Source organism: Streptomyces sp. NPDC126503, assembly GCF_040302405.1.
GTDB classification, from domain to species: domain Bacteria; phylum Actinomycetota; class Actinomycetes; order Streptomycetales; family Streptomycetaceae; genus Streptomyces; species Streptomyces gulbargensis.
Genome location: NZ_JBEORS010000008.1, coordinates 22796 through 40696, shown reverse-complemented (window position 1 = coordinate 40696; position 17901 = coordinate 22796). Strand labels below are relative to the sequence as shown.

The 17901-nt window shown below is 72.3% G+C and carries 20 protein-coding genes and 4 tRNA genes; 9 read left to right on the top strand and 15 right to left on the bottom strand.

The window, feature by feature from the left end; all coding sequences use genetic code 11:
- Positions 1 to 73: 73 nt before the first annotated feature.
- From nusG to ABTY40_RS12975, 3 genes are all read right to left on the bottom strand, one after another.
- A complete protein-coding gene (gene nusG / locus ABTY40_RS12985) occupies positions 74 to 955 on the bottom strand; it encodes a transcription termination/antitermination protein NusG (protein WP_352059586.1) in 882 nt (293 codons plus the stop codon).
- A 44-nt stretch (positions 956 to 999) separates the two neighbouring features.
- Complete coding sequence (gene secE / locus ABTY40_RS12980) at positions 1000 to 1287, bottom strand: preprotein translocase subunit SecE (protein ID WP_352059585.1); 288 nt, start codon at positions 1285 to 1287, stop codon at positions 1000 to 1002.
- Positions 1288 to 1391: 104 nt separating this feature from the next.
- Positions 1392 to 1464 (bottom strand) — tRNA-Trp (locus tag ABTY40_RS12975).
- A 205-nt stretch (positions 1465 to 1669) separates the two neighbouring features.
- Between ABTY40_RS12975 and ABTY40_RS12970 the strand changes: the two genes are divergently transcribed.
- Entirely contained in the window at positions 1670 to 2896 is a 1227-nt protein-coding gene (locus tag ABTY40_RS12970; protein ID WP_352059584.1) for a pyridoxal phosphate-dependent aminotransferase, read from the top strand.
- 126 nt (positions 2897 to 3022) lie between these two features.
- Positions 3023 to 4045, top strand: a complete 1023-nt coding sequence (locus ABTY40_RS12965) for an adenosine deaminase (RefSeq protein ID WP_345278577.1) — start codon at positions 3023 to 3025, stop codon at positions 4043 to 4045.
- A 25-nt stretch (positions 4046 to 4070) separates the two neighbouring features.
- Here the strand turns inward: ABTY40_RS12965 and ABTY40_RS12960 are convergent, their stop codons facing one another.
- From ABTY40_RS12960 to ABTY40_RS12935, 6 genes are all read right to left on the bottom strand, one after another.
- Positions 4071 to 5168, bottom strand: a complete 1098-nt coding sequence (locus ABTY40_RS12960; RefSeq protein WP_352059748.1) for a UDP-N-acetylmuramate dehydrogenase — start codon at positions 5166 to 5168, stop codon at positions 4071 to 4073.
- A gap of 22 nt (positions 5169 to 5190) precedes the next feature.
- Positions 5191 to 5619, bottom strand: coding sequence for a MaoC family dehydratase (locus tag ABTY40_RS12955; RefSeq protein WP_352059583.1), 429 nt, complete (start codon positions 5617 to 5619; stop codon positions 5191 to 5193).
- Between the two features lie 2 nt (positions 5620 to 5621).
- Entirely contained in the window at positions 5622 to 6074 is a 453-nt protein-coding gene (locus ABTY40_RS12950; RefSeq protein WP_345278580.1) for an FAS1-like dehydratase domain-containing protein, read from the bottom strand.
- A gap of 84 nt (positions 6075 to 6158) precedes the next feature.
- A complete protein-coding gene (gene rpmG / locus ABTY40_RS12945) occupies positions 6159 to 6323 on the bottom strand; it encodes a 50S ribosomal protein L33 (protein WP_003956487.1) in 165 nt (54 codons plus the stop codon).
- Between the two features lie 88 nt (positions 6324 to 6411).
- Positions 6412 to 6484 (bottom strand) — tRNA-Met (locus ABTY40_RS12940).
- A gap of 45 nt (positions 6485 to 6529) precedes the next feature.
- Positions 6530 to 6602 (bottom strand) — tRNA-Thr (locus tag ABTY40_RS12935).
- A 218-nt stretch (positions 6603 to 6820) separates the two neighbouring features.
- Here ABTY40_RS12935 and ABTY40_RS12930 point away from each other — a divergent pair.
- Together ABTY40_RS12930 and ABTY40_RS12925 are read left to right on the top strand one after the other, a co-directional pair.
- Entirely contained in the window at positions 6821 to 8110 is a 1290-nt protein-coding gene (locus ABTY40_RS12930; RefSeq protein WP_352059582.1) for an amidohydrolase family protein, read from the top strand.
- Between the two features lie 17 nt (positions 8111 to 8127).
- A complete protein-coding gene (locus ABTY40_RS12925) occupies positions 8128 to 8784 on the top strand; it encodes an SDR family oxidoreductase (RefSeq protein WP_352059581.1) in 657 nt (218 codons plus the stop codon).
- Positions 8785 to 8862: 78 nt separating this feature from the next.
- Here ABTY40_RS12925 and ABTY40_RS12920 read toward each other — a convergent pair whose 3' ends face one another.
- Together ABTY40_RS12920 and ABTY40_RS12915 are read right to left on the bottom strand one after the other, a co-directional pair.
- Positions 8863 to 9024 carry a hypothetical protein gene (locus ABTY40_RS12920; protein ID WP_352059580.1) on the bottom strand — a complete coding sequence of 54 codons (162 nt, stop codon included), beginning with the start codon at positions 9022 to 9024 and terminating at the stop codon, positions 8863 to 8865.
- Positions 9025 to 9121: 97 nt separating this feature from the next.
- A tRNA-Tyr gene (locus ABTY40_RS12915) sits at positions 9122 to 9203 on the bottom strand.
- 170 nt (positions 9204 to 9373) lie between these two features.
- Here ABTY40_RS12915 and ABTY40_RS12910 point away from each other — a divergent pair.
- The 5 genes from ABTY40_RS12910 to ABTY40_RS12890 all read left to right on the top strand — a co-directional run bounded on the left by ABTY40_RS12910 (position 9374) and on the right by ABTY40_RS12890 (position 13263).
- Positions 9374 to 9865: a YajQ family cyclic di-GMP-binding protein gene (locus ABTY40_RS12910; RefSeq protein WP_345278583.1), complete on the top strand. Its 492-nt coding sequence runs from the start codon at positions 9374 to 9376 to the stop codon at positions 9863 to 9865.
- Between the two features lie 161 nt (positions 9866 to 10026).
- Positions 10027 to 10782: an HNH endonuclease signature motif containing protein gene (locus tag ABTY40_RS12905; protein ID WP_352059579.1), complete on the top strand. Its 756-nt coding sequence runs from the start codon at positions 10027 to 10029 to the stop codon at positions 10780 to 10782.
- Between the two features lie 103 nt (positions 10783 to 10885).
- The gene (locus tag ABTY40_RS12900; protein WP_352059578.1) at positions 10886 to 11389 is read left to right on the top strand and encodes a methylated-DNA--[protein]-cysteine S-methyltransferase; all 504 of its coding nucleotides are present in this window, start codon (positions 10886 to 10888) and stop codon (positions 11387 to 11389) included.
- The gene (locus ABTY40_RS12895) at positions 11386 to 12015 is read left to right on the top strand and encodes an alpha-ketoglutarate-dependent dioxygenase AlkB family protein (RefSeq protein ID WP_352059577.1); all 630 of its coding nucleotides are present in this window, start codon (positions 11386 to 11388) and stop codon (positions 12013 to 12015) included. Before ABTY40_RS12900 ends, ABTY40_RS12895 begins: the two co-directional genes overlap by 4 nt.
- 9 nt (positions 12016 to 12024) lie before the next feature.
- The gene (locus tag ABTY40_RS12890) at positions 12025 to 13263 is read left to right on the top strand and encodes an APC family permease (protein WP_352059576.1); all 1239 of its coding nucleotides are present in this window, start codon (positions 12025 to 12027) and stop codon (positions 13261 to 13263) included.
- A 30-nt stretch (positions 13264 to 13293) separates the two neighbouring features.
- Here ABTY40_RS12890 and ABTY40_RS12885 read toward each other — a convergent pair whose 3' ends face one another.
- From ABTY40_RS12885 to ABTY40_RS12870, 4 genes are all read right to left on the bottom strand, one after another.
- On the bottom strand, positions 13294 to 13686 hold the full coding sequence (locus ABTY40_RS12885) for a YccF domain-containing protein (protein ID WP_352059575.1): 393 nt from the start codon (positions 13684 to 13686) through the stop codon (positions 13294 to 13296).
- Positions 13683 to 14546 carry a zinc metalloprotease HtpX gene (gene htpX / locus ABTY40_RS12880; protein ID WP_352059574.1) on the bottom strand — a complete coding sequence of 288 codons (864 nt, stop codon included), beginning with the start codon at positions 14544 to 14546 and terminating at the stop codon, positions 13683 to 13685. Before htpX ends, ABTY40_RS12885 begins: the two co-directional genes overlap by 4 nt.
- A 151-nt stretch (positions 14547 to 14697) precedes the next feature.
- Complete coding sequence (locus ABTY40_RS12875) at positions 14698 to 16326, bottom strand: NADH-quinone oxidoreductase subunit N (RefSeq protein ID WP_352059573.1); 1629 nt, start codon at positions 16324 to 16326, stop codon at positions 14698 to 14700.
- Complete coding sequence (locus tag ABTY40_RS12870) at positions 16323 to 17900, bottom strand: complex I subunit 4 family protein (protein ID WP_352059572.1); 1578 nt, start codon at positions 17898 to 17900, stop codon at positions 16323 to 16325. Before ABTY40_RS12870 ends, ABTY40_RS12875 begins: the two co-directional genes overlap by 4 nt.
- Position 17901 lies beyond the last annotated feature (1 nt).

The window sequence follows — 17901 nt, the reverse complement described above, 5'->3', positions numbered from 1 at the left end:
GCGGTGCGGCCAAAAACCGAGCAGGTCAGAGCGGCTTTCGCAGCCACTCTGACCTGATCGGAAACCTGTGAGGTCAGTTCTTCTGGATCTGGTCGAAGCTGAGCTCGACCGGGGTCTCGCGACCGAAGATCTCGACCAGGCCCTTGACCTTCTTCGAGTCGGCGTTGATCTCGTTGATCGTCGCCTGGAGGGTGGCGAAGGGGCCGTCGGTGACGGTGACCGAGTCGCCGACCTCGAAGTCCAGGACCTGGACCTCCAGCTTGCGGGCGGGAGCCGGCTTGCCCTCGGCCTCGGCGGCCTCGCGGGCGGCCTTCTCCTCGGCCTCCGGGGCGAGCATCTTGACGATCTCGTCCAGGGTCAGCGGGTACGGGTCGTAGGCGTTGCCCACGAAGCCGGTGACGCCGGGCGTGTTGCGCACGACACCCCAGGACTCGTTCGTCAGGTCCATGCGGACGAGGACGTAGCCGGGGAGCTTGTTCTGCTTGACGTTCTTCCGCTCGCCGCCCTTGATCTGGACGATCTCTTCCTCGGGGACCTCGGCCTGGTAGATGAAGTCCTCGACGTTGAGCGAGACGGCGCGCTGCTCCAGGTTGGCCTTCACGCGCTTCTCGTAGCCGGCGTAGGTGTGGATGACGTACCACTCGCCGGGCAGGGTGCGCAGCTCCTCGCGGAGCGCGGCGACCGGGTCGACCGGGGCGGCCGGCTCGGCCTCCTCCTCGGTCTCGTCCGCGGTGGCCTCGTCCTCGTCGGACTCCTCGGCGTCGCCGTCGGCGTCCTCCGCCACGACCTCGGCGTCGCCGTCGGCGTCCTCGACGTGGACGGCCTCGTCCTCGGCGGCCTCGCCCGCGATCTCGTCCGCAGCGTCCGCCTGGTCCTCGTCGGCGGCCTCGACGATGTCCAGCTCGTCCTCGCCGGACTCGGACTCGAAGGCGTCGTTCAGGTTCGCGTCAGACACGGTGGCTGCTTCTTCCTGCGATACAGATGGGGTGGAACAAAAAGTCAGCCGAAGACGTACTTGACTGCTTCCTGGAAGCCATAGTCAATCACGGTGACAAGGCCGATCATGATGACGACGAAGACAATCACCACGGTGGTGTACGTCGACAGCTGGCTACGCGTCGGCCAGACGACCTTGCGGAGCTCCGCGACGATCTGGCGGTAGAAGAGCGCGAGGCGGCCCAGAGGGCCCTTCTTGCCGCGCTTGCCGCCCTTGCGGGCCTTCTTCTTCGACTCCGCGGCCTCGTCTTCGGCATCAGGCATGTCGATGGAGCCTACGGCGTCCGTCACGATCTCTCACCTGATTCCGGGTCGTGGCCGTGCCGCGCCCGGGTGGAGCCGCACGGCGGTGCAATGAAGACGTACATGCGCACACAACCTGGCGGTGTGTGTAGCAGGGCCGGAGGGACTTGAACCCCCAACCGCCGGTTTTGGAGACCGGTGCTCTACCAATTGAGCTACGACCCTTTGTTGCTGCCCCCCAACCTACCGCATCGTGAGATGTGGTCGGTGCGGGCCAACGAGGAGAGAGTGTACGTGCTGAGGGGGCCCACGTCGAACAGATAGCGCGCCGGCCCGGCACCGGACGCGCGTACGACCAGGAATGACCGTTCCTGTCCGCTCCGTGAAACCTGTGTGCCGGGCCGTGAAGCGGTCTGGGACGATGGGCCGCATGAGCGCTGCTACCCCTCCCACCGAGCGTCGGGTCTCCGCCCGGATCGGTGCGATCTCCGAGTCCGCCACCCTCGCCGTCGACGCCAAGGCCAAGGCCCTCAAGGCCGCCGGGCGCCCGGTGATCGGTTTCGGCGCGGGTGAGCCCGACTTCCCGACGCCGGACTACATCGTCGAGGCGGCCGTCGAGGCCTGCAAGAACCCCAAGTACCACCGCTACACCCCGGCCGGCGGCCTGCCCGAGCTGAAGGCGGCCATCGCCGCCAAGACGCTGCGCGACTCCGGTTACGAGGTCGACGCCTCCCAGGTCCTGGTGACCAACGGCGGCAAGCAGGCGATCTACGAGGCCTTCGCCGCGATCCTGGACCCGGGCGACGAGGTCATCGTCCCGGCGCCGTACTGGACGACGTACCCCGAGTCGATCCGGCTCGCGGGCGGTGTGCCGGTGGAGGTCGTGGCCGACGAGACCACCGGGTACCGGGTCTCGGTGGAGCAGCTGGAGGCGGCCCGGACCGAGCGGACCAAGGTCGTCCTCTTCGTCTCCCCGTCGAACCCGACCGGCGCGGTGTACTCCGAGGCCGAGACCGAGGCGATCGGCCGCTGGGCCGTCGAGCACGGCCTGTGGGTGCTGACCGACGAGATCTACGAGCACCTGGTGTACGGAGACGCCTCCGCCGTCTCCCTGCCGGCGGTCCTGCCGGAGCTGCGCGACAAGTGCGTCGTCGTGAACGGCGTCGCCAAGACGTACGCGATGACGGGCTGGCGCGTGGGCTGGATCATCGGCCCGAAGGACGTGGTGAAGGCCGCGACGAACCTCCAGTCGCACGCCACCTCCAACGTGAGCAACGTGGCGCAGGTCGCCGCGCTCGCCGCCCTGACGGGGAACCTGGACGCGGTCGCCACGATGCGCGCCGCCTTCGACCGGCGCCGCCAGACGATGGTGCGGATGCTCAACGAGATCGAGGGCGTCTACTGCCCGACGCCGGAGGGCGCGTTCTACGCGTACCCGTCGGTGAAGGCGCTGCTCGGCAAGGAGATCCGCGGCCGGCGCCCGCAGGACTCGGTCGAGCTCGCGGCCCTGATCCTGGACGAGGCCGAGGTCGCGGTCGTCCCGGGCGAGGCCTTCGGCACGCCGGGCTACCTGCGCCTGTCGTACGCGCTCGGCGACGAGGACCTGGTCGAGGGCGTGTCCCGGATCCAGAAGCTGCTGGCGGAGGCCCGCGACTGACCCGTCGGAGTTCGGCAGGTCGGCGGCCCCCGGTTCCTCGGAACCGGGGGCCGCTTCTGCGTTCGGGCCGGTCCCGATCGGGGAAAAGGGGTGCCCGGGCCCGTCCGGTTGCGGCAGGATCGGCCGATGGAGCACGTTCACCGCGACATCACCCTGCTGCCCAAGGCCCATCTGCACCTGCACTTCACCGGTTCGATGCGGCCCTCGACCCTCCTCGAACTGGCCGACAAGTACGGCGTGCACCTGCCCGAGGCGCTGAGCAGCGGTACGCCCCCGCGCCTGCGGGCCACCGATGAGCGCGGCTGGTTCCGCTTCCAGCGCCTGTACGACATCGCCCGCTCCTGCCTGCGCGAGCCCGAGGACATCCGGCGGCTGGTGCGCGAGGCGGCGGAGGAGGACGTCAGGGACGGCTCGGGGTGGCTGGAGATCCAGGTCGACCCGACCTCGTACGCCCCTCATCTCGGGGGGCTGATCCCGGCCATGGAGGTCATCCTGGACGCGGTCGACGCGGCCTCCCGGGAGACGGGCCTCGGGATGCGGGTGCTGGTCGCGGCGAACCGTATGAAGCATCCGCTGGAGGCCCGGACGCTGGCCCGTCTCGCGGTCCGGTACGCGGACCGCGGGGTGGTCGGCTTCGGTCTGTCCAACGACGAGCGGCGGGGGCTGGCCCGGGACTTCGACCGTGCCTTCGCGATCGCCCGCGACGGCGGCCTGCTCGCGGCCCCGCACGGCGGGGAGCTGACCGGTCCGGCATCCGTGCGGGACTGCCTGGACGATCTGCGGGCCTCGCGGATCGGCCACGGGGTGCGGGCGGCGGAGGACCCGCGGCTGCTGCGGAAGCTCGCCGAGCGGGGGGTGACGTGCGAGGTGTGCCCGGCGTCCAACGTGGCGCTCGGGGTGTACGAGAAGCACGCCGACGTCCCGCTGCGCACGCTGTTCGAGGCCGGGGTCCCGCTGGCGCTCGGCGCGGACGACCCGCTCCTGTTCGGCTCGCGCCTGGCGGCCCAGTACGAGATCGCCCGCGAGCACCACGGCTTCACGGACGAGGAGCTGGCGGAGCTGGCCCGCCAGTCGGTGCGGGGCTCGGCGGCGCCGGAGGACGTACGGGCGAAGCTGCTGGCCGGGATCGACGACTGGCTGGCCGGCTGACGCCCGTACGCCGGTGACCGCGGGGTCAGAGGCCGGCGCCGACCATCACGGGCTCGTTGACGAGGGTGATCCCGAAGGCGTCCCGGACGCCGGCGACGACCTCGCGGGCGAGGGCGAGGAGGTCCTCGGTGGTGGCCTCGCCGCGGTTGGTGAGGGCGAGGGTGTGCTTGGTGGAGATCCGGGCGGGCCCGGAGCCGTACCCCTTGGTGAAGCCGGCCCTGTCGATGAGCCAGGCGGCCGAGGTCTTCACGGCGCCGTCCTCGCCCGCGGGGAAGGCCGGCGGGGTGACGTCGGGGCCGAGGCGTCCGGCGACGCGCGTGAGGAAGGCCGCGTACTCCTCCGCCGGGAGGATCGGGTTGGTGAAGAAGGACCCGGCGGACCAGGTGTCGTGGTCCTCGGGGTCCAGGACCATGCCCTTGCCGGCGCGCAGCTTCAGGACGGTCTCGCGGGCCCGCTCCAGCGGCACCCGGTCCCCGGCCTCGACGCCGAGGGCGCGGGCGGTCTCGGCGTACTTGACGGGCGCGGAGAGCCCGCCGGCGTCCTCCAGCTCGAAGCGGACGCGCAGGACGACGTACCGCTCGAGGTGCTCCTTGAAGAGGCTGTGGCGGTACGAGAAGGCGCACTGGGCGTTGGTGAGGGTGACGGTCTCCCCGGCGCGCCGGTCGTAGGCGACGACCTCGGTGACGGTGGCGGAGACGTCCTGGCCGTAGGCGCCGACGTTCTGGATGGGCGTGGCGCCGGCCGAGCCGGGGATGCCGGCGAGGCACTCGACGCCGGCGAGCCCGGCCTCCACGGTCCGGGCGACGGCGTCGGTCCAGACCTCGCCGGCGGCGAGTTCCAGGCGGGTGCCGTCGAGCGTGAAGCCCTTCGTGGCGACGCGCAGGGCGGTGCCGTCGAAGCCCTTGTCCCCGATGACCAGGTTGGAGCCGCCGCCGATCACGAGGAGCGGGGTGCCGGAGGCGTCGGCCTCGCGGACCGCGGCGATCACCTCGTCGTCGGTGGTGGCGGTGACCAGCCGGGCGGCGGGGCCGCCGAGCCGGAAGGTGGTGAGGGGGGCGAGGGGGGCGTCGTGGAGTACGTGCACGGGCTCAAGAGTACGTAGGTGTCGTGTCGACCGACACAACACCTACGTCCTCTTCCTGGCGTCAGGCGAGCTGGACCACGGCGCGGCTCATGCCCAGGACCTTCTGTCCGGCGCTGGTCGCGGTGAGGTCGACGCGCACCCGCCGGTCGTCCAGCTTGGCGGCGACCTTGGCGCTGACCTCGATGAGGGCGCCGGTGTCGTCGTTGGGGACGACGACGGGCTTGGTGAAGCGGACGCCGTACTCGACGACGGCGGCGGGGTCGCCGGCCCAGTCGGTGACGACGCGGATGGCCTCGGCCATGGTGAACATGCCGTGGGCGATGACGTCGGGGAGGCCGACCGCGACGGCGAACTTCTCGTTCCAGTGGATGGGGTTGAAGTCCCCGGAGGCGCCGGCGTACCGGACGAGCGTGGCGCGGGTCACGGGGAAGCTCCGCGCGGGGAGCTCGGTGCCGGCCTCGACGTCGTCGTAGGCGATCTTCGCGGTCATGGTCAGGCCTCCTCGGGGGCGCGGGAGACGAGCTTGGTCCAGGCGGTGACGACGTGCTCGCCGGAGGCGTCGTGGACCTCGCCGCGGATGTCCAGGATGTCGTTGCCGGCGAGGGACTTGATCGCCTCGATGGTGGAGGTGACGGTGAGTCGGTCGCCCGCGCGCACGGGACGGGTGTAGGCGAACTTCTGGTCGCCGTGGACGACCCGGCTGTAGTCGAGGCCCAGCTGGGGGTCCTCGACGACCTGTCCGGCGGCCTTGAAGGTGATGGCGAACACAAATGTGGGCGGCGCGATCACATCCGGGTGACCGAGCGCCTTGGCGGCCTCGGTGTCGGTGTACGCGGGATTGGCGTCACCGATGGCCTCGGCGAATTCGCGGATCTTTTCCCGGCCGACCTCGTAGGGCGCGGTGGGCGGATAGGTCCGGCCCACGAAGGACTGGTCGAGCGCCATGGACTCGATACCTCCTGCTGGATCTGTTGCGTCAAACGCCACGAGGCCGCCCCCAGTGGGGACGGCCTCGTGAACGAGCCTGGATTATCGCGTCTCGCGGTGCGCGGTGTGCGAGTTGCAGCGGGGGCAGTGCTTCTTCATCTCAAGACGGTCCGGGTTGTTACGCCGGTTCTTCTTGGTGATGTAGTTCCGCTCCTTGCACTCCACGCAGGCCAGCGTGATCTTCGGGCGGACGTCGGTGGCAGCCACGTGAGTGCTCCTTGACGGACGGATGGACGGATGAACGCATAGAAGAGTAGCCGATCGAAGGACCGACCCCACAATCGGCTACTGTGTGTAGCGGTGACCGGACTTGAACCGGTGACACAGCGATTATGAGCCGCTTGCTCTACCGACTGAGCTACACCGCTTTGATGATCGGGTAACCCGCCCGAAGGCGGGGACCTTCTCACCAGAGCCCCAATACGGAATCGAACCGTAGACCTTCTCCTTACCATGGAGACGCTCTGCCGACTGAGCTATTGGGGCGAGCGAGGAAGACATTACACGGTCCTCCGCCCATCACCCAAATCCGTTTCCCGGCGGCCTCCCGGAGGGGCCGGTCCGGCGCCCCGTACGCCACTCGTGGCCTCATCGGTACGACTATTGCGCTCCTCCTCGAAGGCGGCTGCGGGCGCCCCTAGGCTCTGCCCCACGCTGCGTGATCTTGATCTTGGTGAGCCAGCCACGAGCCCCGGAGGAGCCCGATGTCTGCCGACAGCAAGCAGCCCCAGCCGCCCGACGACGGGGCCGCGACGACCGCCGAGTCGGGCTCGCTGCTGCTGGCCAACGCGCGGCTCGCCGACGGCAGGACGGTGGACGTGCGGCTGGTACGGGGCCGGATCGAGGCCGTCGGGACGGCGGGCAGCCTCCCCGCGCCCGGCGCGCGCGTCGACCTGGCCGGCTATCTGCTGCTGCCGGCCCCCGCCGAGCCCCACGCCCACGCCGACACGGCGCTCACCGCCGACAGCCCGGGCCCTGTCTCGTACGCCCCCGAGGAGGTGCGGCGGCGCGCCACCGAGGCCGCGCTGCTCCAGCTCGGACACGGGGCGACGGCGTTGCGCGCGCACGTGCGGATCGGGGACGTGCACGGGCTCGGGCCGCTGGAGGCGGCACTGCAGGCCCGGCGTTCGCTGCGCGGCCTGGCCGATCTGACGGCGGTCGCGGTGCCCCGGCTGCTCACCGGCGCGGCGGGGGCGGACGGGCTGGCGCTGCTGCGGGACGCGGTGCGGATGGGCGCCGGCGTGGTCGGTGGCTGCCCGGACCTGGACCCGGATCCCACCGGGTACGCGGAGGCGGTCCTGGAGCTGGCCGCCGAGCACGGCTGCCCGGTGGACCTGCACACCGACGGGGACGATCCCGCGCGGCTCGCCCGGCTCGCGGTGATGGCCGGCGGACTGCGGCCGGGGGTGACGATCGGGCCGTGCGCGGGGCTCGCGCGGCTGCCGGCGGACGTCGCGGCGCGGGTCGCGGACCAGCTGGCGGCGGCCGGGGTGACGGTGGTGTGCCTGCCGCAGGGCGGCTGCGGGGGTACGGAGCGGCGGGGGGCCGCGCCGGTGCGGCTGCTGCGGTCGGCCGGGGTGCGGGTGGCGGCGGGCGGCGGGGCGCTGCGGGACCTGGCGAACCCGGTGGGCCGCGGGGACCCGCTGGAGGCGGCCTATCTGCTGGCGTCGCTGGGCGGGCTGACGCCCGGGGAGGCGTACGCGGCGGTGAGCGCGGAGGCGCGGGCGGCGATGGGGCTGCCGGAGGTGCGTGTGGAGGCGGGCTTCCCGGCGGAGCTCCTGGCGGTGCGGGGCGAGCGGCTCGCGGGGGCGCTGTCGCTCGCGTACAGCCGGATCGTGGTGCACCGGGGGCGGGTGGTGGCGCGGACGAGCGCGGTGCGGGAGTACTGCGACTCGGCGGCGGCGCTGGATCTGCCGCGACAGGCCCGGCCGGAGCGGCCCGAGCGTCCGGACCGCCCGGACCGTCCCGGGCCGGGAGGCCCCGGGCCGCGCTGAGTCGTACGGTCGTGTGTATGCGCATCGTCATCGCTGGTGGACACGGACAGATCGCCCTGCGCCTGGAACGGCTGCTCTCGTCGGGCGGACACGAGGTGGCGGGCCTGATCCGCCGCCCCGAGCAGGCGGCGGACCTGCGGGACGCGGGCGCGGAGCCCGTGGTGCTGGACCTGGAGTCGGCGTCGGTGGAGGAGGTGGCGGCGGTCCTGGAGGGCGCGGACGCGGCCGTCTTCGCGGCGGGCGCGGGCCCGGGCAGCGGCGCGGACCGCAAGGACACGGTGGACCGGGGGGCGGCGGTCCTCTTCGCGGACGCGGCGGAACGGGCCGGCGTGCGGCGGTACGTCGTCGTCTCGTCGATGGGCGCGGACGCGCGGCGGCCGGGCGACGAGATCTTCGACGCGTACCTGCGTGCCAAGGGCGCCGCGGACGACGACATCCGCTCCCGCCCGAACCTGGAGTGGACGATCCTGCGCCCCGGCTCCCTGACGAACGACGCGGGCACGGGCCTGGTCCGCCTGGGCGCCCACACGGGCAGCGGCCCGGTCCCCCGCGACGACGTGGCCGCCGTCCTCGCCGAACTCCTCGACACCCCGGCGACCGCGGGCCTGACGCTGGAGCTGATCTCCGGCTCGATCCCGGTCTCGGTGGCGGTCAAGGACGTGGCGGGCAACTGAGCCCCGGTCCGTTCGTCCCGGGACAGGAGTACCTGCCGGTCCACGGCTGCGCGTCAGCGGGCCCGATTGTCCGGGCGGTCAGGCGCTGGCGGCCTCGCCGAACAGTTCCAGGATCCGGGAGATCCGTTTCCGTGTCTGGTGCCACCGGTTGCAGTACCGGCGTGAACGCCACCACGACCGGTACGCGACCGGCTGCCGGCACCACTTGCACGGCTTCGTACGCATCCTCTGCTCCCCCATGGCCCGTGACTCTAGCGGCCGCTCCTGACCGGGGAGCACACAAGAACAAAACGGCCCCTGATCGCGTTTCCGCAGATCAGGGGCCGTCTTCATCACGTGGCGGCGCCAGGATTCGAACCTGGGTAGGCTAAGCCGACGGATTTACAGTCCGCTCCCATTGGCCACTCGGGCACACCGCCATGGGATCGCTGCCGTGGAGGCCGCTTTTCGGCGGTGCTCCGTGGCAACGACGTAAACGATACCTGATCCCGTGGGGTGCTCCGCCACCTGTTTGATCAGGGGTGGGTGCTGTGGGACACCCCCTAGGCTTTGGGCTGTACCCCAGCATCCGAGCAAGGAGCCACGAGTCATGGCCGACTCCAGTTTCGACATCGTGTCCAAGGTCGAGCGGCAGGAGGTCGACAACGCCCTCAACCAGGCGGCGAAGGAGATCTCGCAGCGCTACGACTTCAAGGGGACCAACGCCAAGATCGAGTGGTCGGGCGAGAAGATCCTGATGCAGGCGAGTGGTGAGGAGCGCGTGAAGGCGATCCTCGACATCTTCCAGTCCAAGCTGATCAAGCGCGGGATCTCGCTGAAGTCGCTGGACGTGGACGGCGAGCCGCAGCTGTCCGGCAAGGAGTACAAGCTGTTCGCCTCCATCCAGGAGGGCATCTCGCAGGAGAACGCGAAGAAGGTCTCCAAGGTCATCCGCGACGAGGGCCCGAAGGGCGTCAAGGCGCAGGTGCAGGGTGACGAGCTGCGGGTCAGCTCGAAGAGCCGGGACGACCTGCAGGCCGTGATCACGCTGCTGAAGAACCAGGACTTCGACTTCGCACTGCAGTTCGTGAACTACCGCTGATCAGGGCTTGGCCCGTGGCGGCGCCGGGCCGGCGCGACGGGGGCGTCCGGCCGGGGACCGTTTCGCCGGCCGCCCTCGTGGGTCCGCGCCGTCGGACGTGTCCGTTGGCGGTTCCGCCCGGGCCGGGCCGCACTGTCGGTGACACCTCCTATGCTGCCCGCATGGCCACGAAGCGCACCAAGGTGCCTCGTCCGCTGGCCCGGCAGCTCTACGTCGAGGCCGGCCACCGATGTGCGATACCGACATGCCGCGCGACCCCGCTGGAGATCGCGCACATCGTGCCCTGGCACCGTGTCCTGAGGCACGAGTTCCACAACCTGATCGTCCTGTGTCCGAACTGCCACACCCGCTTCGATCGGGGGGACATCGACCGCCAGGCCATGTTCCGGTACAAGGAACTGCTGCGGCTCTCGGATCCCAACCGCGTGGCGCCCGACGACCCCTCGCCCCGAGCCGGTCTCATCCGGGCGTACCGGCTGTTCCAGAATGAGATGACCGCGTGGCACAAGTCGCTCGTCGTCCTGATCCAGGCGGTCGGGTTCTCCTCCTTCGGCTTTCCGACCGGCAATCTGGAGGATTGCCGGCGCGCGGCGTCCGTCGCCCGCGCCGCCACCGACCAGCTGGGTGAGCTGGGGGACGAGGGAGTCACCGAGGCGGCGAACCACGTCTTCGACCGGTACCGGGACTGGGCGAACGACCTGTTCGACCTCAGGCTTTCCGCTTACGACACGAGCGGGGACGACTACGAGGACCGGAGGAACGAGCGGTTCATGGCCTACGTCGTACTCCACGAGGAGATCTGCGCGGCGCTGGACCTCGACCCGACGGAGCTGGACTTCTTCGAGGCCGCGAAAGAGGACCGGGAGCTTCCCCGCGTCTCGCTCGGCACCCGCGGCCTGGGGGAGACCGACGAGTGACCGCGCCCGGCCGGGTCGCTCGGGGCGACCACCGGCCCGTCCGATGAAGGTGGTGTCCGAAATCCGCCAGCCGGAGTGCGGACCGGCCTCGCACACTGGAGGCATGACCGACATCACCGTGTACGCGTACGCCGACGGCCCCCTGGGGGAGATGCTGCTCGTCGGGCGGCTCGCGCCAGGGGGCCGTACCGCGCTGCGCTCGCTGTCGCTGCCCGGGCAGAAGGGCGGTGCCACGGTGCTGGAGGGCTGGACGCACGCGCCGGAGGCTTTCGCGGAGGCCGTGGGGCAGTTGGAGGAGTACTTCGCCGGGCGGCGCGACCGGTTCGAGATTCCCCACGCGGAGGCGGGGACGGAGTTCCAGCGGCGCGTCTGGCGGGCGCTGGAGGAGATTCCGTACGGGGCGACCGTCAGCTACGGGGAGATCGCCCGGCGGGTCGGTGCGGCGGGGGCCGGGGTACGGGCCGTGGGGACGGCGATCGGCCGCAATCCGCTGCTGGTGGTGCGGCCCTGTCACCGGGTGATCGGGGCCGACGGGAGCCTGCGCGGGTACGCGGCGGGGCTGGAGCGCAAGCAGCGGCTCCTGGGGCTCGAGGGTGCGCCGGTGTGACGGAGGGGCTGTTTCCGCGCGAGCGGGCCGAGGTGGCGCCCGGGGCAGTGCACGTGCCGGACTGGCTGCCGGTGGCGCGGCAGCGGGAGCTGGTGGAGGCCTGCCGGGAGTGGGGGCGCGGGCCCGTGGCGTACGAGCGGACCGTGCTGCCGGGCGGGGGTGTGATGTCGGTGCGTTCGCTGTGCCTGGGGCGGCGGTGGGTGCCGTACCGCTATCTCGAGGCGGTGGCGGTCGCGCTGCCGGAGTGGCTGGCCGCGCTGGGGCGAGCCGCGGTGGCGGAGGCGTACGGGGACGACGGCGGGTTCGCGCCGGACACGGCGCTGGTGAACTTCTACGGGGCCGGGGCGCGCATGGGCATGCACCAGGACCGGGAGGAGCGGTCGGCTGCGCCGGTGGTGTCGCTGAGTCTCGGGGACCGGTGCGTCTTCCGGTTCGGCAACGCGGAGGGGCGCGGGCGGCCGTGGACGGACGTGGAGCTGGCCTCGGGTGACCTGTTCGTGTTCGGTGGTCCGTCGCGGCGGGCCTTCCACGGCGTGCCCACGGTGTTTCCGGGGACGGCCGATCCCGCGCTGGGGCTGAACGGCCGGTTGAACATCACGCTGAGGGAGACCGGACTCAGCTTCTAGGCTGTGCGCATGACATCCGAACTGCGCCGGTCCCTCGGCCTCTTCGACGCGGTCGTGATCGGCCTCGGCTCGATGGTCGGGGCGGGGATCTTCGTCGCGCTCGGGCCGGCGGCGGGAGCGGCCGGATCGGGAGCGGGACTGCTCTGGGCCCTCGGGCTCGCCGCCGTCGTCGCGTACTGCAACGCCATGGCCTCGGCCCGGCTCGCGGCCCTGTACCCCGCCTCGGGCGGCACCTATGTGTACGGTCGCGAACGTCTCGGCCCCTTCTGGGGGCACCTGGCAGGCTGGGCCTTCGTGGTCGGCAAGACGGCCTCGTGCGCGGCGATGGCGCTGGCCGTCGGCGCGTACGTGTGGCCGGGGCAGGCGCACGCGGTGGCGGTGGCCGCCGTGGTGGCCCTGACGGCCGTCAACTACGCGGGTGTTCAGAAGTCGGCGATGCTCACACGGGTGATCGTGGCGCTGGTCCTGGCGGTGCTCGCGGCGGTGGTCGTGGTGTCGTTCGGGGGCGGCGCGCGGCAGGGTGAACCGTTCGGCGGGGAGGTCGCGGCGGGCGGGGTGCTGCAGGCCGCGGGTTTGCTCTTCTTCGCTTTCGCGGGGTACGCGCGGATCGCCACGCTCGGGGAGGAGGTCCGCGATCCGGCCCGGACGATCCCGCGTGCGGTGCCCCTGGCGCTGGGCATCGCGCTCGCCGTGTACGCGGCCGTCGCGGTCGCCGTGCTCACCGTCCTCGGGCCGGCCGCACTGGCCGGTTCGGCCGCCCCGCCGGCGGACGCGGCCCGGGCGGCGGGCGCCTCGTGGCTGGTGCCGGTGGTGACGGTGGGCGCGGCCGTGGCCGCGCTGGGCTCCCTGCTCTCGCTGATCCTCGGGGTGTCCCGGACGACCCTGGCGATGGCCAGGGACGGCTATCTGCCGGCGGGGCTGGCGGCCGTGCACCCGCGCTTCCACGTGCCGCACCGGGCGGAGCTCGCGGTGGGCGCGGTGGTGGCCGTGGTCGCGGCGACGGCCGACGTGCGGGGGGCGATCGGCTTCTCGTCCTTCGGCGTGCTGGTCTACTACGGGATCGCGAACGCCTCCGCCTGGACGCTGGGCGGCCGGGCCGCGCCGCTCGCCCTCCTGGGGCTCGCCGGCTGCGCGGCACTCGCGCTCGCGCTGCCGCTGGGCTCGGTCCTGGCGGGGGCCGGGGTGGTGGCCCTGGGCGTGGTGGCGTACGCGGTCGGGCGGGGACGGCCGGTACCGCCGAGGGCCTGAGGCCGCCGGGCCACGCGGGGCGGGGACCGGTCAGCGGGCCGCGAAGGGCTGGTCCGTGGGCACGATCTCCTTGCCGAGGGGGAGCAGGGAGACGGGGATGAGCTTGAAGTTGGCGAGGCCGAGGGGGATGCCGATGACCGTGACGCACAGGGCGATGCCGGTCACCACGTGGCCGAGGGCGAGCCACCAGCCGGCGAGGATCAGCCACAGGACGTTGCCGACGCAGGAGGCGGCTCCGGCGCCGGGCTTGTCGACGACGGTGTGGCCGAAGGGCCAGAGGGCGTAGAGGCCGATGCGGAAGGCGGCGAGGCCGAACGGGATGCCGATGACGGTGACGCACAGCAGGACGCCGGCAGCGAGGTAGCCGAGGAACAGCCAGAAGCCGGAGAGGACCAGCCAGACGACGTTGAGGACGGTCTTCACGGGCGTCGCCCCGCCATCTGTTCGAGCCGGGCGATCCGCTCGGCCATGGGCGGGTGGGTGGAGAACATCCGGGCGAGGCCCTGGCCGGGCCGGAACGGGTTGGCGATCATCATGTGGCTGGCCGTCTCGATCTTGGGCTCGGGTGGCAGCGGCAGCTGTCTGGTGCCCGCCTCCAGCTTGCGCAGGGCGCCCGCGAGGGCGAGCGGGTCGCCGGTGAGCTGGGCTCCGGAGGCGTCGGCCTCGTACTCCCGGGAGCGGGAGACGGCGAGCTGGATGACGGAGGCGGCCACCGGGCCCAGGATCATGACCAGGAGCATGCCGAGGAGGCCGGGGCCGTCGTCGTCGCTGGAGCGGCCGACGGGGATCAGCCAGGCGAAGTTGACCAGGAACATGATCACCGAGGCGAGGGCTCCGGCCACCGAGGAGATGAGGATGTCCCGGTTGTAGACGTGGCTCAGCTCGTGGCCGAGGACGCCGCGCAGCTCGCGTTCGTCGAGGAGGGCGAGGATGCCCTCGGTGCAGCAGACGGCGGCGTTGCGCGGGTTGCGGCCGGTGGCGAAGGCATTGGGCGCCTGGGTGGGCGAGATGTAGAGCCGGGGCATGGGCTGGCGGGCCTGGGTGGAGAGCTCCCGCACGATCCGGTAGAGGCCGGGGGCCTCGAACTCGCTCACCGGGCGGGCGCGCATGGCCCGCAGCGCGAGCTTGTCGCTGTTCCAGTAGGCGTACGCGTTGGTGCCGAGCGCCACGAGAACCGCGACGATCAGCCCCGTACGTCCGAAGAAGCTGCCGATGACGATGATGAGGGCGGAGAGCCCTCCGAGGAGTACGGCGGTCCTCAGCCCGTTGTGCCGGCGGTGCACGGTACGCCCTCCAGGTGGTGCGGCAGGGGAACCCTTTGCTTGGTGGTGGCCCACTGGTCCAGTGGACCCTCCCGTACTGGTGAACGCCAGGCGGGAGGCTGCGGTTCCCCCGGCCGCACCGGGGCGGGGCCGCTCCGTGCGGGTGAGCGCCTCAGAAGAGGCCGGCCGCCGCGAAGCGGAGGGCGAGCTGCGGGTAGCCGGAGAGGACGGCTCCGGCGGCGGCGGTGAGCACGATGGCCGCGGTGACGGGGAGGGGGGCCGGGGCGCGGCGGGGGGCCGGCGCCCCGGGTGCGGGCGCTTCCGCGGAGGGTGCTTCCGTGGTGCGTGCTTCCGCGGTGGGTGCTTCCGGGGTGTGTGCTTCCGTCGGCGGCGCGGGGGCGGTTTCCGGGGCCGGGCGGAACAGCAGGGCCGTCCAGCGCAGGTAGTAGTACAGGCCGATGACGACGTTGAGGCCCATGATCACGGCCAGCCAGCCGAGGCCCGCGTCGACGGCCGCCGAGAAGACGGTCACCTTGGCGAAGAGGCCGATGATGCCCGGCGGCAGTCCGGCCAGGTTCAGCAGGAAGAAGGCGAGGGCGAGGGCGGCGGCGGGGCTGGTGGCGTACAGGCCCCGGTAGTCGCTGAGGCGGTTCCCGGGGTGGCTGCGGGCGACGAGCGCGACGACGGCGAAGGCGCCGAGGTTCACGACGGCGTACATGAGGGCGTACGCGACGGTGGCGCCGATCTGGTCGTCGCTGGAGTACGCGGCGGCGGCGATCGGCACCAGGAGGTAGCCGGCCTGGGCCACGGAGGACCAGGCGAGGAGCCGTACCGCGCTCCACGCGCGCGTGGAGACCTGCCGCAGGGCGGCGACGTTGCCGGCGGTCATGGTGAGCGCGGCGAGGACGGCGAGGGCGGGGCCCCAGATGTCGGCGTGCGAGGGGAAGGCGACGACCGTGACCAGGATGAGGCCGGTGAAGCCGACGGCCTTGCCGACGACGGACAGGTAGGCGGCGACCGGAAGCGGCGCGCCGACGTAGGTGTCGGGGACCCAGAAGTGGAAGGGCACGGCGGCCGTCTTGAAGGCGAAGCCGACGAGGGTGAGGGCGACACCCGCCTCGGCGAGGGTCTGCAGCTGCCCGGGGACGTCGTCGAGGCGGGCGGCGAGCTCGGTGAGGTGGAGGGTGCCGGTCGCCGCGTACACGAAGCTCACGCCGAGCAGGGTGACGGCGGTGGCGGTGACGGAGGACAGGAAGAACTTGAGGGCGGCCTCGCCGGACATGCGGTCGCCGCGCTTGAGGCCGACGAGCGCGAACGCGGGCAGCGAGGCCACTTCGAGGGCGACGACGAGGGTGGCGAGGTCGCGGGAGGCGGGCAGCAGGGCGGCGCCGGCGGCCGAGGAGAGCAGCAGGAACCAGAACTCGCCGGCCGGGAGCTTGGCGCGGGTCTCGTCCAGGGACAGGAGCGCGGTGAGCAGCGCGCCGCCGAGGACGAGGAGCTGCACGACCAGGGTGAACCGGTCGGCGGTGTAGCTGCACGCGGCGCTCTGGGTGTGCGCCTGGGCCTGGGCCTGCGCGGTGAGGCAGAAGGTGGCGCGGTCGCCGGCCCGGAGCGGGATCAGGAGCGCCAGGGCGGCGGCGAGTCCGGCGGTCGCGACCAGGCCGAGGAGCCGCTTGCGCTCCGGGGGGACGAACAGGTCGGCGACGAGGACGGCGAGGGCGACCACGGCGGTGAGCGTGGGCGGCGCGATCGTGAGCCAGTCGACGGACTGGACGAGGGTGCCGCTGGCGAACGGGGTCACTGGGTGCCTCCCGCGAGGAGCTGCTGGACGGCCGGGTCGGTGAGGCCGAGGAGGACCGCGGGCCAGAGTCCGGCGAGGACGGTGAGGGCGACGAGCGGGGTCCAGGCGGCGGCTTCGTACCCCTGGACGTCGGCGAGGGCCGGTTCGCCGGCGGGGCGGGGGCCGCCCATGCAGACGCGGCGGACGACCACGAGGAGGTACGCGGCGGTGAGGAGGGTGCCGAAGGCGCCGATCGCCATGAAGGTGAGGAAGGCGGGGCGGCTGAGGCCCTCGGCGGGTTCGAAGGCGCCGAAGAGGGCCAGCATCTCGCCCCAGAAGCCGGCGAGGCCGGGCAGGCCGAGGGAGGCGACGGCGGCGAACGAGAGGAGGGCGCCGAGGCGGGGGGCGCGGCCGTAGAGGGCGGCGCCGGTGGCCCCGGCGAGGGTGTCGAGGTCGGCGGTGCCGTACCGGTCCTTGACCGCGCCGACCAGGAAGAACAGCAGGCCGGTGATGAGACCGTGGGCGATGTTGGCGAAGAGGGCGCCGTTGACCCCGGTGGGGGTCATGGTGGCGATGCCGAGGAGCACGAAGCCCATGTGGCCGACGGAGGAGTACGCGATCAGGCGCTTGAGGTCGCCCTTGGCGCCGGGGCGCGCGAGGGCGAGGCAGGCGAGCGATCCGTAGAGGATGCCGGCGACGGCGAGGGCGGCGAGGTACGGGGCGAGGGTGTGCATGCCGTCGGGGGCGATGGGCAGCACGATGCGGACGAACCCGTAGGTGCCCATCTTCAGCAGGACGCCGGCGAGGAGGACGGAGCCGACGGTGGGCGCGGCGGTGTGGGCGTCGGGCAGCCAGGAGTGCAGCGGCCACATCGGGGTCTTCACGGCGAGCCCGAGACCGATCGCGAGGACCGCGATGAGCTGCACGGACGCGGTCAGGCCGCGGCCGTTGTCGGTGGCGAGTGCCACCATGTCGAACGTGCCCGCCTTCACGCCGATGAGGAGCAGGCCGAGCAGCATGACGACGGAGCCGAGCAGCGTGTAGAGGACGAACTTCCAGGCGGCGGGCCGCCTGCCCTCGCCGCCCCAGCGGGCGATGAGGAAGTACATGGGGATGAGCACCATCTCGAAGGCCAGGAAGAACAGGACCAGGTCGAGGACGGCGAAGGCGGCGAGGGTGCCGGACTCCAGGACGAGGAGGAGGGCGACGAAGGCCTTGGGGGCGGGGCCGGCGGGGGGCTTGAAGTAGCTGTACAGCGCGCAGAGGAAGGTCAGCAGCGCGGTGAGGAGCAGGAGGGGGAGGGAGATGCCGTCGACGCCGAGGTGGATGCGCACGCCGAGGGCGTGGATCCAGCTGATGTCGGTCGTGGCCTGCATCGTGGCCGGGTGGTCGTGGTCGAAGCCGAGCGTGAGGACGATCGCGGCGAGCAGGACGGCGCCGGTGACGGTCACGCCGTGGCGGAGGACGGCCTGCTCGGGTGAGCGGCCGCGCAGGCCCGGCGGGGCGGGCAGGAGCGCGGCGGCGGCGCCGAGGAGCGGCGCGGCGACGAGGAACGCGAGGAGGAACTGCATCACGGATTCGCTGATATCGATCACG